The organism is Pseudomonas umsongensis (genome assembly GCF_012647205.1).
GTDB classification, from domain to species: domain Bacteria; phylum Pseudomonadota; class Gammaproteobacteria; order Pseudomonadales; family Pseudomonadaceae; genus Aquipseudomonas; species Aquipseudomonas umsongensis.
The window spans coordinates 3,194,542-3,211,272 of record NZ_CP051487.1 but is presented as its reverse complement, the minus strand read 5'-3'; the positions used below and the strand labels follow the sequence as shown (position 1 = coordinate 3,211,272).

Annotated in this window: 12 protein-coding genes; 11 read left to right on the top strand and 1 reads right to left on the bottom strand. The window is 61.4% G+C overall.

All coding sequences use genetic code 11. From position 1 onward, the window contains the following. The first annotated feature begins 185 nt into the window (after positions 1-185). From pdxR to HGP31_RS14605, 4 genes are all read left to right on the top strand, one after another. Positions 186-1,619 (top strand): MocR-like pyridoxine biosynthesis transcription factor PdxR, encoded by a 1,434-nt coding sequence (gene pdxR / locus HGP31_RS14620; protein ID WP_168758037.1) that lies wholly within the window; start codon positions 186-188, stop codon positions 1,617-1,619. Between the two features lie 100 nt (positions 1,620-1,719). Beyond that, positions 1,720-2,013, top strand: coding sequence for an antibiotic biosynthesis monooxygenase family protein (locus HGP31_RS14615; RefSeq protein ID WP_020800790.1), 294 nt, complete (start codon positions 1,720-1,722; stop codon positions 2,011-2,013). A gap of 195 nt (positions 2,014-2,208) precedes the next feature. After that, positions 2,209-2,619, top strand: a complete 411-nt coding sequence (locus HGP31_RS14610) for a cupin domain-containing protein (RefSeq protein WP_168758036.1) — start codon at positions 2,209-2,211, stop codon at positions 2,617-2,619. Positions 2,620-2,848: 229 nt separating this feature from the next. Beyond that, positions 2,849-3,559 (top strand): ATPase, encoded by a 711-nt coding sequence (locus HGP31_RS14605; RefSeq protein ID WP_168758035.1) that lies wholly within the window; start codon positions 2,849-2,851, stop codon positions 3,557-3,559. A gap of 171 nt (positions 3,560-3,730) precedes the next feature. Here HGP31_RS14605 and HGP31_RS14600 read toward each other — a convergent pair whose 3' ends face one another. Continuing rightward, positions 3,731-8,620 (bottom strand): NAD-glutamate dehydrogenase, encoded by a 4,890-nt coding sequence (locus HGP31_RS14600; RefSeq protein ID WP_168758034.1) that lies wholly within the window; start codon positions 8,618-8,620, stop codon positions 3,731-3,733. A gap of 491 nt (positions 8,621-9,111) precedes the next feature. On the opposite strand from HGP31_RS14600, the gene HGP31_RS14595 reads away from it, so the two are divergent. The 7 genes from HGP31_RS14595 to HGP31_RS14565 all read left to right on the top strand — a co-directional run bounded on the left by HGP31_RS14595 (position 9,112) and on the right by HGP31_RS14565 (position 16,581). Next, the gene (locus HGP31_RS14595) at positions 9,112-9,468 is read left to right on the top strand and encodes a hypothetical protein (protein WP_168758033.1); all 357 of its coding nucleotides are present in this window, start codon (positions 9,112-9,114) and stop codon (positions 9,466-9,468) included. 261 nt (positions 9,469-9,729) lie between these two features. Then, the gene (locus HGP31_RS14590) at positions 9,730-10,689 is read left to right on the top strand and encodes an AAA family ATPase (protein ID WP_020800601.1); all 960 of its coding nucleotides are present in this window, start codon (positions 9,730-9,732) and stop codon (positions 10,687-10,689) included. A gap of 5 nt (positions 10,690-10,694) precedes the next feature. Beyond that, complete coding sequence (locus HGP31_RS14585) at positions 10,695-11,639, top strand: DUF58 domain-containing protein (RefSeq protein ID WP_020800600.1); 945 nt, start codon at positions 10,695-10,697, stop codon at positions 11,637-11,639. Then, positions 11,636-12,130, top strand: a complete 495-nt coding sequence (locus HGP31_RS14580; RefSeq protein ID WP_020800599.1) for a DUF4381 domain-containing protein — start codon at positions 11,636-11,638, stop codon at positions 12,128-12,130. The genes HGP31_RS14585 and HGP31_RS14580 overlap by 4 nt, the downstream gene beginning before the upstream one ends. After that, positions 12,123-13,202, top strand: coding sequence for a vWA domain-containing protein (locus HGP31_RS14575; protein ID WP_168758032.1), 1,080 nt, complete (start codon positions 12,123-12,125; stop codon positions 13,200-13,202). The genes HGP31_RS14580 and HGP31_RS14575 overlap by 8 nt, the downstream gene beginning before the upstream one ends. Further along, positions 13,199-14,932, top strand: a complete 1,734-nt coding sequence (locus tag HGP31_RS14570) for a vWA domain-containing protein (RefSeq protein WP_151142371.1) — start codon at positions 13,199-13,201, stop codon at positions 14,930-14,932. Before HGP31_RS14575 ends, HGP31_RS14570 begins: the two co-directional genes overlap by 4 nt. Then, entirely contained in the window at positions 14,929-16,581 is a 1,653-nt protein-coding gene (locus HGP31_RS14565) for a BatD family protein (protein ID WP_168758031.1), read from the top strand. Before HGP31_RS14570 ends, HGP31_RS14565 begins: the two co-directional genes overlap by 4 nt. The last annotated feature ends 150 nt before the right edge of the window (positions 16,582-16,731 follow it).

The window sequence follows — 16,731 nt, the reverse complement described above, 5'->3', positions numbered from 1 at the left end:
CGATATGCCGCCAAGGTAGACGTTGTTAACGCTGCGTTACATATCCAATTGCGCGAAATTTCCGTGGACCACCTGGGCCCAGACCAATTGGCGGTTTTTACGCCACGCAACTACTGCATAAACGCCAGTTGAGGGTAATCTGGCGTAACGCACACGCGCCTCAATCGCCATGGAGCCTTGCCGGTATGGAACTACACGTTGTCATTAACGGACGCAAGGACCTGGCGGGCCAGTTGTACACGCAACTGCGCAGCGCTATCGAATCGGGTCGCCTGGCCGCCGGGACGCAACTGCCTCCCAGCCGCCTGCTGGCCGAACAACTGGGCATTTCGCGCAAGACCATTTCCGATACCTATGCCCAGCTGACCTATGAAAACTTCCTCACCGGGGTGATCGGCAAAGGCACCTACGTCAACGCCCGCGTATCCAAAATCGAGCGCAAACAAAGCCATAGGGAGCTGGCCGGCTTCGAGGTGATCGAATCCTGGCGTAGCCTGCCGGTGTTCCTGCGTCATCCGACGCTCGAAGGCTCGCTGCGCTACGACTTCATTGGCGGCGCCACCAGCAAGGGCCAGTTTCCCCAGGATGACTGGCGACGCTGCACGTCCCACGCCTTGCGCCAGATCGCCGCGTCGAAGGGCTTCTACAGCCTGCCCGAGGGCCTGCCGGCGCTGCGCAATGCCATCGCGCAGCACATAGCCTTTTCTCGCGGGGTCAATTGCCAGGACGAGGACGTGGTGGTGTGCAATGGCGCGCAACAGGCGCTGGATCTGATTGCCCGGGTGCTGATACGAGCGGGCAGCATCGTCGCCATGGAAGATCCCGGTTATCCGCCGGCGCGCCTGTTGTTCGGCACCCATGGCGCCACGGTGATTGGCGTGCCGGTGGACGCCGAAGGGATTGTCGTGGAGAAAATCCCCCTCGGTACGCGGCTGATCTACGTCACCCCGTCGCACCAGTTCCCGCTGGGCATGCCCATGAGCCAGGAGCGCCGCGTTGCACTGCTGGCTCGCGCCCATGAACTGGGAGCGATCATCATCGAAGACGACTACGACAGCGAGTTCCGCTACGAAGGCCGCCCCACGGACTCGCTGCAAAGCATGGACGAGCGCGGGATCGTCGCCTATGTGGGGACCTTCTCGAAAACACTTTTGCCAGAACTGCGCCTGGGTTACGCGATCCTGCCGCCGGCGATTCTCGAGGCGGTGGTGCGCGCCAAGCAACTCACCGACCTGCACACCTCCACCCTGCCCCAGTGGGCGCTGGCCAAATTCATCGCCGAAGGCTGCCTGCTCAAGCACATTCGTCGCTGCCATACGATCTACGCGGGCAGGCGTGAGCGGATCCTGGCGCGCATGGCCGGTGATCTCGCACCCTGGCTTGAAGCGGTGCCGACCGCAGCGGGCTTTCACATGGTGGTGCTGTGCAAGGTAGCGATCGACGTGCCACTGGTGATCGAGCTGGCGAAAAAGGTTGAAGTCGGGCTCTATGCCATTGACAGTTTTTTCTACCAGCAGGCGCCCCAGGCGGGGTTTTTCCTGGGTTTTGGCGCTATCGAGACCCTGGACATCGACATCGCCCTGGACCGTCTCAGGGACATTTTGCAGCAGGTTGCCTGATGGATTGGTCTGCGTTTTTATCCCGCGATTGGCTATTGGTGGTCCGGAGGTGCAGGCCTATCCTGCATAGGCGTTATCCCTCAATGAGGAGTGTGAGCCAATGTCCTACAAAGTGATCAATACCGTACAGGTGCAGGCCGTTGCCGGTCGCTCGGAAGAACTGGGTCAGAAATTGCAAAAGATTGTCGATACCCTGCGCGAACTACCGGGCTGTGAATCCTATATGGTCGACCGCTGCCCTGAGGACAGTAATCGCTGGACTGTCAGCGCCCACTGGCAATCGGAATCGGCAATGCAATCGCATTTCAACAACCCCCAGGTGCAAGGCTTCATTGACCTGATCGATTGTCAGCTGGCCAACGCCGTCGACTTCAACAGCTTTCCGATCAGATAAGACACGGTTAAAGATCGCAGTCCTTGGCCGCGTTTGCAGAGTATGGGTACCTCTGCAAACGTTCCGGGGACTGCGATCTTTTTCATTCCAGCGCCGCACATTGGTCCCCTGGCCTTCGGTAAAATTGGCTGTTTGTTTATCGCCCCTGGCGCAATAGATTGGTCCCTGACAACCAACCACTGCAGGTGATGAACCATGAACCTTTTGCGCAGCTCTCTCGCTGCCCTTGCCTTGACCGTTTGCGCTTCGGCGTTTGCCCATGAAGCCGGTGACCCATCGGAAAAGGTCACGGTATTGCAAGACCAAATGCTGAAAAACGCCCCAGGGAAAAAGGCCTTGATGATTGAGGTCGACTACAAGCCAGGCCAAGCGTCCATCGCCCACAAACACGACGGTACCGCCATGGCCTATGTGCTTTCGGGATCGATCACTTCCCAGGTGAAGGGCGAAAAAGAGGTCACTTACAAGGCTGGCGAGTATTGGTACGAACCTGCCGGTTCGGAACATCTGGTCTCGAAAAATGCCAGCAAAACCAAACCTGCGAAGCTGTTGGTGTTCATGGTGTTGTCACCTGACGAGAAAGTGTTGATCCCCTTGCAAAACTGATCGTCGAACCTGTAGCCATAAATAAAAATGCCCAAACTCTTGATTTGGGCGTCTTTATATCTTCAGGCAATTAACCGCGCTCCGTTAAACCAAACAAAACTATTGTCTATTGGATAAGTGCATAGATTGGCTATTTCAATCAGCAACACACGGTTTAGTCTGGAGTGACTGCCGTCCTCATACGGCAACTGTAACTTTCCGACCGAAGTTGTTTCACTGGAGAAACACCATGAAACTTGCGTTCGTCAGTACATTGACCATGGCCGTCCTGATAACCGGTTGCTCAATTCCCACGGCACCTTCAGCGGTGACTCCGCTGGAGGGTATCTTTACGCAACCGGTGGGTCGCAGCAGTGCAACGCGCATACCCAACGGCAGCGATGTCACACTTGGCATTGTCTATAGCCGCAATACCCAGGCCAACCGCGCCTACCTGCAGGACTACCAGGCCAATGCCGGCACCGGTTTCGGCCAGAGCCTGCTGGTGCAGTCGATCCATGATGCCTATGTGGCCACGTCAAAACCCGATTTGGCGGTGGACTGGGTCAAGGCCTCCCTGCAACGGCAATTTGGATCGGTCACGGTGTACCCGGACATGCAAAGCCTGCAGGCGGCGAAACCGGATGTGGTGGCCGTCGTCGACAGCCGCAGCCAGTTGATCACCTCGCGCAGTTCGGACATCGAGGCCAATGTCAGCGTGGACTTCTACGATAAGAACCTGAGTTATATCGGCACTGCAAAAGGGTATGATGCGAAGGCTCTAAGTCCTGTATGGGCAGACTTTAAACGCAGCGAAGAGATTGTCGCCGACATTAACGAACAACAGAATGTGCAAGTAAGGGCATTGCAGAAGTTTGACCAGTCGCTCAATAATTTGTTGACCAGGCCGACAGATAAAGTGTCGATGCTTGATGATAACAAGGTTCAGAAGTTGTATTGACCCCGAAGGCCTCTTCGCGGGCAAGCCCGCTCCCACATTAGTTTTGTGTTCGCCGCAAACCCATGTGGGAGCGAGCCTGCTCGCGAAGGGGCCCGAACAGACACGACAAAAACATCGGCCGAAAAAAAGCCCCGCATCTCTCAATGCGGGGCTTTTTCATTCAACGCCTGATCAGGCCGCCGGTTCCAGCTCGGCGCTGACAGCGGCAGTGACAGGCACTACCGCTTGCCCGCTCAGAGCCAGGTCCAGCAGCTCACGGTTGGCCACCGCGTACATGGCGTAGTCCGTACCGCTGGCGGCACGGATTTCCACCAGCATCGCGCGCCAGCGTTCGATCATGCTTTCGTGCTGCGCCATCCACAGGGAAAGCCGTGTTTCCACGTCCTGGGTGCCGTCGCCCTGTTGCAGGACCGAGATGGTGATAGCACGTTGCTGCCAGTCCACGTCATCGCGGAACGCTTCACGGGCCAGGGCCTGCCAGTTGTTTTCCACCGGCAAGGCGCTGATCTGTTGGAGGTACCAGGTGATGTCCAGTGCGCTGCCCACGGCGAAGTAGGCCTTGGCCACGTCCGCAGGGTTCTGGCCGGTCACGTCGGAGGCCTCGATGATCGGCAGCAGGGTGTACAGGTGCGAGGTGCCAGCCACCATGCGCGCCAACAACTCCGGGACACCGGCTGCAACGTACGCCTGATAACGCGACTGCCAGTTCTCGCGGATCTCGCCGCTGAGCAGTTCGTCGAGCTTGAGACCCAGCTCCTTGAGGTGCGGACCGAAGTGCGCGACGTCACGGGCAGCGTTCTGCTCGTTGCGACGGGCGCGCAGGAACCAGCGCGTGGCGCGACGGCCCAGGCGCATCAGCTCGTCCATCAACTCCAGCTGAACGTCGGCGGACACCTGGTAATCCAGGGCTTCGATCTGACGGAACCAGTGCGGGAGGTGGAAAATGTCACGCACGATCACATAGGCGCCGGCCACGTTCGCCGGGCTCATGCCGGTCGACTCCTTGAGTCGTTGCACGAAGGTGATGCCCATGTGGTTGACCAGATCGTTGGCGATCTGGGTGCTGACGATCTCGCGCTTCAGGCGGTGACGGCGCATGGCTTCGGAGAACTTGCTCACCAGGGTCGGCGGGAAAGCGGTTTCCATGTCGCGGGTCAGGTAGTCGTCATCCGGCACCAGGGAGCCCAGCAGCTGCTCCTTGAGGTCGATCTTGCTGTAGGAGATCAGCACCGACAGCTCGGCACGGGTCAGGCCATGGCCCGCCGCGACGCGCTCGTTGATCGCTTCTTCAGCCGGGAGGAACTCGATGGCGCGATCCAGTTTGCCGCGACCTTCCAGATCGTTCATCAGGCGCTTGTATTCGGCAATCCGCGGCAAGGCACGACGGGCTGCCAGGGACAGTGCCTGGGTCTGCTTGTAGTTGTTGCCCAACACCAGGCCACCGACTTCGTCGGTCATGCTCGCCAGCAACTGGTTGCGCTGCTTGTCGGTCATGTCGCCGGCCTGAACCACTTCGTTCAGCAGGATCTTGATGTTCACTTCGTGGTCGGAGCAGTCCACGCCACCGGCGTTGTCGATGAAGTCGGTGTTGGAGCCGCCGCCGTTGAGGCCGAACTCCACGCGACCCAGCTGGGTCATGCCGAGGTTACCGCCCTCGCCCACCACTTTGCAGCGCAGTTCGTTACCGTTCACGCGCAATGCATCGTTGGCCTTGTCGCCGACATCGGCGTGGCTTTCGCTGCTGGCCTTGACGTACGTACCGATACCGCCGTTCCACAACAGGTCCACCGGTGCCTTGAGCAAGGCGTTCAGCAATTCGGTCGGGGTCAGCTTGTCGGCCTGGATGTCGAAGCGTTCCTGCATCTGCGGGGAAATCGCGATGCTCTTCGCGCTACGGGAGAAGATGCCGCCACCTTCGGACATGATGCTGGTGTCGTAGTCCGACCAGGCCGAACGTGGCAGGTCGAACAGGCGCTGACGCTCGGCGAAACTGGTCGCCGGGTTCGGGTTCGGATCGATGAAGATGTGCAGGTGGTTGAACGCTGCGACCAGTTGCAGCTTGTCCGACATCAACAAGCCGTTACCGAACACGTCACCGGCCATATCGCCGACGCCGACCACGGTGATGCTGTCTTCCTGGACATTGATGCCGCGCTCGCGGAAGTGGCGTTGTACGCCCACCCACGCGCCCTTGGCGGTGATGCCCATTTTCTTGTGGTCGTAACCGGCCGAACCACCGGATGCAAACGCGTCACCCAGCCAGAAGCCGTAGTCGATGGCGATGCCGTTGGCGATGTCGGAGAACGTCGCGGTGCCCTTGTCCGCGGCCACCACCAGGTACGGGTCATCGTCGTCATGGCGCACGACGTTGGTCGGTGGTACCAGCGCGCCGTCCTTCAGGTTGTCGGTGATGTCCAACAGGCCGGAAATGAAGATGCGGTAGCAGGCGATGCCCTCGGCCGCGATCTCGTCACGGCTGCCGCCCAGTGGCAGGCGACGCGGCAGGAAGCCGCCCTTCGCACCGACTGGCACGATGACCGAGTTCTTCACTTGCTGGGCTTTTACCAGGCCCAGGACTTCGGTACGGAAGTCTTCTTCACGGTCAGACCAGCGCAAGCCACCACGGGCAACGTTGCCGAAGCGCAGGTGTACGCCTTCGACGCGCGGCGAGTAGACGAAAATTTCGAACTTCGGCACCGGCTTGGGCAGTTCAGGAATCAAGTGCGGATTGAACTTGAAGCTGAAGTACGGCTTGTTATGGCCGTTGGCGTCGGTCTGGTAGAAGTTGGTGCGCAGGGTGGCCTTGATCAGGTCCAGGTAGCGACGCAGGATACGGTCTTCGTTCAACACCTGGACGTCGTCCAGCGCGGTGAGGATCGCGTGTTCCAGGCGCTGCTCCAGATCGTCGCTGCTGAGCTTGCGCGCCAGGTAGAAGCGGGTCTTGAACAACCGGGTCAATTCGCGAGCGATGTCGGTGTGGTTGTTCAGGGTGCTGGCGATGTAGCCCAGGTCGAAGCCCAGGCGGATCTGCTTCAGGTAACGGGCGTAGGCACGCAGCAGCGCCACGTCACGCCACGGCAGGCCGGCGGTCAGTACCAAGCGGTTGAACGCATCGTTCTCGGCATCGCCGCGCACGATGTGGACAAACGCGTCCTGCAGGGTGTCGTTGAGTTGCTGGATGTCCAGGTCCAGGCCTTCGGCTGCAGTGAAGGCGAAGTCGTGGATCCAGAACTCGCGGCCGTTGTTGTGACGCAGGTGGTACGGGAACTCACCCAGCACGCGCAGCCCGAGGTTTTCCAGGATCGGCAACACGTCGGACAGCGCCAGTGGCGTGTCGGCGTGGTACAGCTTGCAGTGCAGCTCACGCTGGCCCACTTGGCCCAGTGGCTGGTAGAAGCTCATCACCAGCGGATTTTTTTCGCTGAGGTTCAGCAGGTGCTGCATGTCGACCACAGCCGAATGGGCGGCGAATCGCTCGCGGTAACCGGCCGGGAAGCCTTTCGGGAAGTCGGCCAACACGTTGGTGCCGTGGGCTTCACCGAAGGTTTCGACGGTCAGGGCCGAGTAATCGTCCTGCCAGCTGCGGCACGCCTGGATCACTTCGTTTTCCAGTTGCTGCGGGTCGATGTCGATGCGGTTTTTCGGGTCGACGCGCAAAATCAGTTGCACGCGGGCCAGCACGGACTCGGAGAAGAAGGTCCAGAACTCGCAATCCGAGGCCTTGAGGCGATCCATCAGCACTTGCTGGATCTTCTGCCGCACTTCGGTGGAGTAGATATCACGCGGCACGTAGGCCAGGCAGTAGCAGAAGCGACCGTACGGGTCCTTGCGCAGGAACACGCGTATCTTGTTGCGTTCCTGGATCTGCACGATCGACATCACGGTGCTGAACAGCTCGTCCACCGGGGTCTGGAACAGGTCGTCGCGTGGCAGGACTTCGAGCACCTGCGCCAGTTCCTTGCCCAGGTGAGCCTTGGCCTGGAAACCCGAACGGCGTTCGATTTCCGCGACCTTGCGGCGGATATACGGGATGACCCGCACGCTCTCGCCATACACCGAGGAGGTGTACAGGCCCATGAAACGGCATTCCTTGATGACCTTGCCGTTGGCGTCGATTTCACGGATCGACACGTAGTCCGGGTAAGCCGGACGGTGTACACGGCTTGGATGTGCGGCCTTGGCGAACGACAGCAGGGTCGGTTCGCGCAGGTAGTTCACGGCGTAGTCTTCGATGCGCAGGTCATCGTAGCTCAGGCCGGCGCGCAGCAGTTTGGTCAGGCCGAGGAAGGAGTCCTTGTCATAGACGATGTGGCCGCCATCGGCTTCATCGCTGACCACGAACTCTTCGTAGCCGAGGAAGGTAAAGTGGTTGCCCACCAGCCATTCCAGGAAACTCTTGATTTCGCTCTTTTCGTCGGCATCGACGGCGAACTGGCTGTTGTCCAGGTTGGTGAGGATTTCCTGGACCTTGGCCTTCATCGGTTCGAAATCGCCGACCGCGACACGCACTTCTGCCAGCACCTGCTCCAGCTCTTTGCTCAGCACGTTCAGTTCGGCCGGATTGGCGCACCGGTCGATTTCCAGGTACATCAGCGACTCGTGCAACACGTCGTCGCCCTGGGTGCCTTTGGGCAGGATTTCGAGCAACTCGCCCTTGCTGCCACGACGCACGCTCAGCACGGTGGTTTGCAGGGTGTGGATGCTGTAGCCGCGGCGGTTCAGCTCGGTACGCACCGAGTCCACCAGGAACGGCAGGTCATGGTGTAGCACTTCAACCGCGGTGTGGGTCGACTGCCAGCCGTGACGTTCGTAATCGGGGTTGTAGACGCGCACTTGCGGTTGCGCGTGATCGAAGCGCTCAAGCAGGCGCCACGCAGAAAGAGTACAGCCAGCGAGGTCAGACAACCGACGTTGGGTCAGTTCATCCAGGGAAATGATGCCGAAGAATTGTTCAGCGAACAGCGCCACTTGTGGCAGTGCCTGTTCACTGATGTGCTGCGCCAGTGCCGCTTGCAGTTGGTGCTGGAAGTCGGCTTTGCTGGCTGCGGTGAAGAACGCCATCTGTGGTACTCCGCTTGGGCTTGTTATTGATGGAAGCGTCGCGTGCTATTCCCCTGTCAGGGGCTACCCGTCACCCTGTTCCTGATTCTCGGGCAGAGGAAACAGGGTGACAGGTGGGTGAAGCTAAACGAGACACTCGGGTCACATTCACCTTCCGTGAATGGGCATCTGCAAAAGCGACTGGGCTGCGGGCAACGCAATGCCTTTACGGGTGCTCATCCGTTGCGCAGCTTAACGAGTGCGGCAAGGCCCATGCTTGCGATGCTGCGACATATTCGGTCAACGGTACGCTGCTCTTTGCATGCGCATCGAACAACACTAGCAGTCGCAGAGGAAAATGACGGTTTTACGGGACTTCCGTACCAGAAATGACCGGTAACACCTTCCTCACCCACAGCAGACTCTGACACTCGAACGAGCAGAAATTCGCGTGGGCTGGCAGAATTACCACCTAATCGCCTTCACAACGCTCGTCGAGCCAGGAAATACCCATGCAAATGACCACCGCCCTCTTGATCGTCAACCCGTGCGATGACGAAGAAGACAACATGGCCATGCTCTGCTGTCACAGCGACAAGGGCGAAATGTTCCTGATGAGCCGTTACCCGGATGAGGACGAGCTGGAAATCACCCTCGATGGTGAGCCTTCGACCCTCGACGGCGTGAAAGTCACCCTCAGCCCTACGCTGCTTAAGGTCGAAATTGCTGCCGCGGATGCCGATGCGTTGGATGGGGATGATGTGCTGGAGATCACCTTTAACCCGGACATGGTGGACCTGGCTGAAGTGGAAGAAACTTTGCAGAACATTCTAAAAGGGACCGGAACCTATATCAGCGAACTGCGCTGATTCTTCCCTTGCGCCACTGATCGTTCCCATGCTCTGCGTGGGAATGCAGCCCGGGACGCTCTGCGTCCCATGGGAACGCGGAGCGTCCCTTGAGGCGTTCCCACGCAGAGCGTGGGAACGATCTGTACAGTTTTGCCAGTCATTTCCCACTCTTTGCACAAAATGCCGTTAGTCGCCGCCCCCCGCGATGGATTAAAGTAACGCCCCCAGCCCTGGCGTTATATGAACGTCTTCGGTCACCCTTTCCAGGAACAGTCATCGATGGAACATCGTGAAGCGCTGCTCGCGCTGCGAACCTTTCTTTCAACGCAGATTCTCGGCCAGGAAAAACTCATCGAGCGCTTGCTCATCGCCCTGCTTGCCGACGGCCACATGCTGGTAGAGGGTGCTCCCGGCCTGGCCAAGACCAAGGCCATCAAGGAATTGGCAGAAGGCATCGAAGCGCAGTTCCATCGCATCCAGTTCACCCCCGACCTGTTGCCAGCCGACATCACCGGCACCGAGATCTACCGTCCTGAAACCGGCAGCTTCGTGTTCCAGCAAGGCCCGATCTTCCATAACCTGGTGCTGGCGGACGAAATCAACCGCGCCCCGGCCAAGGTTCAATCGGCCTTGCTCGAAGCCATGGCCGAGCGCCAGGTCAGCGTCGGACGCAGTACCTATGAGTTGTCGCCGCTGTTCCTGGTGATGGCCACGCAAAACCCCATCGAGCAGGAAGGCACCTACCCGCTGCCGGAAGCCCAGCTCGATCGTTTCCTGATGCACGTGAAAATCGGCTTTCCCGATGCCGCCGTCGAACGACGAATCCTGCAGCAGGCCCGCGGCGAAGCCCTCAATGGCGAAACCAAGCCTGAACGCCGGGTCAGCCAGCAGGCGATCTTCGCCGCGCGCAAGGAAATTCTCGGCCTGTACATGGCCGATGCCGTGGAGGAATACCTGGTGCAACTGGTCATGGCCACCCGCACCCCGGGCAAGTTCGACCCGGAAATGGCCGAGTGGATTGCCTACGGCGCCAGTCCTCGCGGCTCGATTGCCCTGGACCGCTGCGCCCGGGCACACGCCTGGCTGGCCGGGCGCGACTTTGTCAGCCCGGAAGACATTCAGGCAGTGTTGTTCGATGTGCTGCGCCATCGCATCATCCTGTCGTTTGAAGCCGAGGCTGCCGGGATCGACCAGGATCGGGTGGTCCAGCGCATTCTCGACGTCGTTGCTGTCGCTTGAGTCCGATGAACGCCCTCCTGCCGCCCCAGCCGGGCATCCGCGTCACGCTCGCCGAGCTGATCGAGATGCGCCACCGCGTGCGCGAAGTGCAGCTGTTCTCCACGCCGAGCCAGCGCAGCCCGCTGATCGGCCTGCACCACTCCAAGCTGCGGGGCCGTGGGGTGGATTTCGATCAGGTGCGGGTTTACCAGGCCGGCGACGACGTGCGCACCATCGACTGGCGCGTGACGGCGCGCACCCAGGAACCCCACACCAAGCTGTTTCATGAAGAACGCGAGCGGCCGATCTTCATCATGGTCGAGCAAAGTCGGCGCTTGTTCTTCGGCTCGGGGCTGATGTTCAAGTCGGTGCTGGCCGCCCAGGCCGCGAGCCTGATTGGCTGGGCCGCGCTGGGGCATAACGACCGGGTCGGCGGCCTGGTGTTCGGCGACAACGAGCATTACGAAATCAAGCCAAGGCGAAGCAAACAGAGCCTGCTGCAGTTGCTCAACCGCCTGGTACGGGTCAATCAGTCGCTGCACACCGAAAGCGAGCCTGATCGCGATGCGTTTGGCATTGCCTTGCGCCGTGCGCGCGAAGTATTGCGTCCTGGCAGCCTGGTGATTGTGATCTGCGATGAGCGTGCCTTGTCCGGCAACGCCGAACAGCAGCTGAGCCTGCTGTCGCGCCATTGCGACCTGTTGCTGCTGCCAGTATCCGATCCGCTGGACCATGCCCTGCCCGCCGCCGGGCTGTTGCGCTTCGCCGAGCGTGGCGCACAACTGGAACTCGACACGCTCAACTTCGACCTGCGCCAAACGTACCGTGCCCAGGCCGAAGACCGCATCGCCCGCTGGGAGTTACTGGCGCAGAAGCTGCGGGTGTTGCTGATGCCGTTGAGCACGCAAAGTGAAATGGTCGAGCAATTGCGTGAGTACCTCAACCCACAGAAGCCGGGAAAAGGTCGATGAACGGTCTCGAGCAACTGCAGCCACTGATTTTCCCGCCCCCCGTGGACTTCTGGCCACCGGCCCCGGGCTGGTGGTTACTGCTGCTGTTGCTGCCGGCCATCGGTTTCGGCCTGTGGAAACTGCGGCACCTGTGGCCAGGCAAGCCGCCGGTCGCGCCCGTCGAACAACCCCTGGACCCGGTGCGCGTGGCCGCACTGGCGGAACTGGCGCGCATGCCCAAGCCTTACGACGGTGCGCCCGCCGGTGCCTGGCTGCAGCAGCTCAATGGCCTGCTCAAGCGCCTGTGCCGCAACCATTATCCCTACAGCCAGAGCCATACCCTCAATGGTCGCAAATGGCTGGCTTTTCTCGATAACCGCTGCCCCGCTGCCGGCCTGACCCGTTGGATGGTGCTGGTCGAAGGCGCCTACAAGCCCGAATGCAAGCTCGACGACAAGGCCATCGCCGGCTTGACCCAGGCAGTCGACACCTGGATTCGCAAACATGTTTGAGTTCGCCTGGCCGTGGATCTTCGCCCTGCTGCCGTTGCCCTGGCTGATGCGGGTGCTGTTGCCGGTAGCCGACAGTGGCGAACCGGCGCTCAAGGTCAGCTTTCTCAGCGACCTCGAAGGCCTCGCTCGCCGCCGGGCCCGCGCCAACCTGCCCGCCTGGCGCCAACAGGCACCGTTCCTGCTGCTCTGGTTGCTATTGCTGAGCGCCGCTGCGCGTCCGCAATGGCTCGGCGAACCACTACCGATTGCTGCCAGTGGGCGCGATCTGCTGGTGGCGGTGGATGTGTCCGGCTCGATGGACTTTCCCGATATGCAGTGGCAGGGCGATGAGGTCAGCCGCCTCACGCTGGTCCAGCATTTACTTGGCGATTTCCTCGAAAGTCGCGACGGCGACCGGGTCGGCCTGATTCTCTTTGGCAGCCGGGCGTACGTGCAGGCACCCCTGACATTTGACCGGCATACCGTGCGCGTCTGGCTCGACGAAGCGCGCATCGGCATCGCTGGCAAGAACACCGCCATCGGCGACGCCATCGGCCTGGCCGTCAAGCGCCTGCGGCAACGTCCGGCGCAAAGTCGCGTGCTGATCCTGGTGACCGATGGCGCCAACAACGCTGGCGAAATCGACCCGCTCACCGCCGCACGCCTGGCGGCCAGGGAAGGCGTGAAAATCTACCCGATCGGCATCGGCGCCGACCCGGAACAAAGTGGCACACCGGGTTTCCTGGGGATCAATCCGAGCCTGGATCTTGACGAACCCACCTTGAAAGCGATCGCCGATGCCACCGGCGGCCAGTACTTCCGCGCTCAAGATGGCAAGCAATTGCAATCGATCAAGGCCACCCTCGACCAACTCGAGCCTGTGACCCAGCAACCGACCCAGGCCCGCCCGGCCCAGGCGTTGTATCACTGGCCACTGGCGCTGGCGTTGTTGCTGAGCATGCTGCTGGTGGCTCGCGTGCTGTGGCCGGACAACCCGCTGCAACGACTGTTTACCAAGGATTTGTTCTTGCAAACGCAATTGCCTGACTGGCGCCAGCGCCTCAATCGGCTGCGCCTGCGGAGGCGCCGATGAGCGCACTCTGGCCGTACTGGTTCCGCCCGTGGTGGCTGCTGTTGCTGCCACTGCTTGGCTGGTTGCTCTGGCAACTGTGGCATCGGCAGAAGCGCGCCGGGCGCTGGCAGATGATCCTGCCACCGGCGTTCCATGCGGCGTTGCTCAGTGGCGGCAGCGGCCGCGAAAGCAAACTGCCGTGGGTTGCGTTGGGCGTGGCGTGGTTGATCGCTGTCCTCGCATTGCTCGGGCCGAGCTTTGCCCGCGTCGAGCAGATCAGCCAGAAACCCGCCGATCCGTTGGTAGTGATCCTTGAGCTGACGCCGCAGATGCTCGCCACCGACGTTCAGCCAAACCGCCTGGAACAGGCCCGGCGCAAACTCTTCGACCTGCTGCAGAGCCGCAACGATGCACAGACGGCGATCGTCGTCTTCGCCGGCAGCGCCCACACCCTGGTGCCGCTGTCGGACGACCTGTCCACCAGCCGCAACCTGCTCGATGCACTCAAGCCGTCGTTGATGCCCGAAGCCGGACACCGTGCCGACCTGGCGGTGCTCAAGGCACTGGCACTGTTGGAACAGGCAGCACTGGGCGACGGCCGGATCCTGTTGATCGGCACCAGCCTGAGTGAACAGGAGCGCCTGGGCATCAGTCGCGCCTTGAGCGGCAAATCGACGCAATTGCTGATGCTCGGCATCGGTACCACAGAAGGTGCGCCCATTACCCAGGAAGATGGCAGTTTCCTCAAGGATGAACAGGGGGCGATTCTCGTGTCGCGCCTGGATGAACCCGGCTTGAAAGCCTTCCTCAATGACCTGGACGGACACTACCGCCACGCACGCCTGAGCGACGCTGACCTGCGCGCCCTCGGCCTGCTCGACGGTCCGCGCAACTTGCGCAACGACGGCCAGACACTGCGTCTCGATACCTGGGCCGACCAGGGCTACTGGTTGCTCTTGCCACTGCTGTTGCTGGCGGCCTGCGCCGGTCGTCGCGGCTGGTTGCTCTGCCTGCCGCTGTTGCTGATGCTGCCGCAACCGGGCTATGCGTTCGACTTTCAGGACCTGTGGTTGCGCCCCGACCAGCAGGGCTTGCACTTGCTCAAGCAGAAACGCCCGGCCGAGGCTGCCCGGCACTTCGAAGATCATCAGTGGCAAGGCGTTGCCCTCTACGAAGCCGGCGACTACAGTGGCGCCGCCCAGCGGTTCGCCGAAGGCAACGACGCCCATGCTCACTACAATCGTGGCAACGCCCTGGCCAGGAGTGGCGAGCTGGAAGCGGCACTGGATGCTTACGAGCAAGCCCTTGAACGCCAACCGGACCTGCGTCCGGCGCTGACCAACAAGGCCTTGGTGGAGAGCCTGCTCAAGCAGAAGGCCGCAACGCCACCCCCTGACAAAGCCGCCGATGAGGCGACCAGCGATCTCGAGCAGCAAGCACCACCCAGTGACGCTGCGCAACCGTCGAAAGCCGGTGAGCCCGAAACGGCTGGCGAACCAACGCAGGCAACCACCGAGCCCTCCGCCACCACGCCCCCGCGCCCTGGCACCAATGAGGTTCCGGGAAGCGAACTGGGAGACGAACAGCACACCGTTGCGCCCATGCGCCCGGCCAGCGACAGCATCGACGGCGAGCAGCAGCAGGCACTGGAGCAATGGCTAAGGCAAATTCCGGATGATCCGGGAGAATTGCTCCGGCGCAAATTCTGGTACGAACAGCAACAACATCAGGATCAGGGAAAAACTCGATGACCCGCTTCACCGCCTTCATGCTTGTGCCGCTGCCCGCCTTGCTACTCTGCGTCGTGCAGACCCAGGCCGCCGAGCTGGTTGCCAGTGTCGACCGGGCTCGACTGAATTCCGGCGAGACGGTCGAGCTGACCCTGGAATCCAACGACGTGACCCAGTTCGGCAAGCCCGACCTCACATCACTTGAGCCACTGTTCGAAGTGCGTGGCACCCGCCAGGTCAACCAGCTGAATACGCTCAATGGCGACAACCAGGCCACCACCCGCTGGATCATCACCCTGCTGCCCTTGCAAAATGGCACCGTGGTGATCCCTGCGCTCAAGCTGGGCGACGTGCAGAGCCAGCCGATCACCGTGCAAGTGATCGAGAGCGTCCCACAGGCGAACCCGGACAAACAGGCGCCGGTGTTCATCGACGCCAGCCTCGATCAAACCAGCGTGTATGTGCAGGCCCAGGCCATCCTGACCTTGCGCATCTACCATTCGGTGTCTCTGTACGACGACAGCAGCCTGCCGCCCTTGCAAATTCCTGACGCCCGCATCGAGCAGTTGGGCGAGTCGCGCACCTACGAGAAAGACATCAACGGCATACGCCACGGCGTCATCGAGATGCGCTACGCGATCTACCCGCAACACAGCGGCGAGCTGATCATCCCGGCGCAGATATTCAATGCCGCGCTGGTAGACGCGCAACCCGTCCAGGACGCCAGCGCCCAGGCGCCGAAATCCGGCAAATTGATGCGCGTCAGTTCCGGCCAACTGCTGTTGACGGTCAAGGCGAAACCCGTCACCTACCCCGCCGACCTGCCCTGGCTGCCGGCTCGCAGCCTGACGCTCAGCGAAAGCTGGAACCCGGAACCGGAACACGTTCAGGTCGGTGACTCGCTCACCCGCAGTCTCACGGTGAAGGCCGAAGGCCTGGGCAGCTCGCAACTGCCGCCGCTGCCTGGCACCGAGGCCAGTGGCTTGCGACGCTATCCCGATCAACCGGTGCTGGGCAACCAGAACAGCGAGCGAGGCCTGGTCGGCAGCCGCGAAGACCGCGAAGCGCTGGTGCCTTCGCGCAGCGGCGCCATAGAGTTGCCTTCGGTCGAAGTGGTCTGGTGGAACACCTTCGAAGACCATCTGGAGCACACCAGCCTGCCCGCCCGGACCTTGCAGGTGGCCGCCAATCCAAGTTTGCTGGTCGACACCCCGGCCGGCACCTCGGCACTCGACAGCGGCGCCAGCAACGAAACCCTCTGGCGCTGGAAACTCAGCAGCCTGATCCTGGCCTGCACCACCCTGCTGGGATTCGGCCTCTGGTGGCGGGCGCGCTCGCAACCGGCCATCCAGCGTGCGGCGCAAACCGGCCCGAGCCCCCGTACCGTGCTCGACGACCTCAAGCGTGCCTGCCAGGCCAACGACCCCCACGCCACCCGCCAGGCGCTCGACGCCTGGGCCCGCCAGCAGCCGGAAACCCTGGCCGACATGGCCGCCCGCTTCGTCCCTCTGTCCGACGCCCTCGACGGCCTGAACGGCGCGCTCTACAGCGAAACCGGCCAGCACTGGCAAGGGGAAGACCTGTGGCGGGCGATTCGTACGATCCCGATAGCCGAACGGGTTCAGGACCCGGTTGGGGACAGTGGGTTGCCGCCACTTTATCCGAAGTAACACCCCCTCTGTAGGAGCCGGCTTGCTGGCGATAGCGGTGTGTCAGGCACCATCGAAGTCCATTGACCCACCGCTATCGCCAGCAAGCCGGCTCCTACAGGTCTACGCGCAGTGTCTGACCACACCCACCCCGTTTGCCAGTAAACTCTC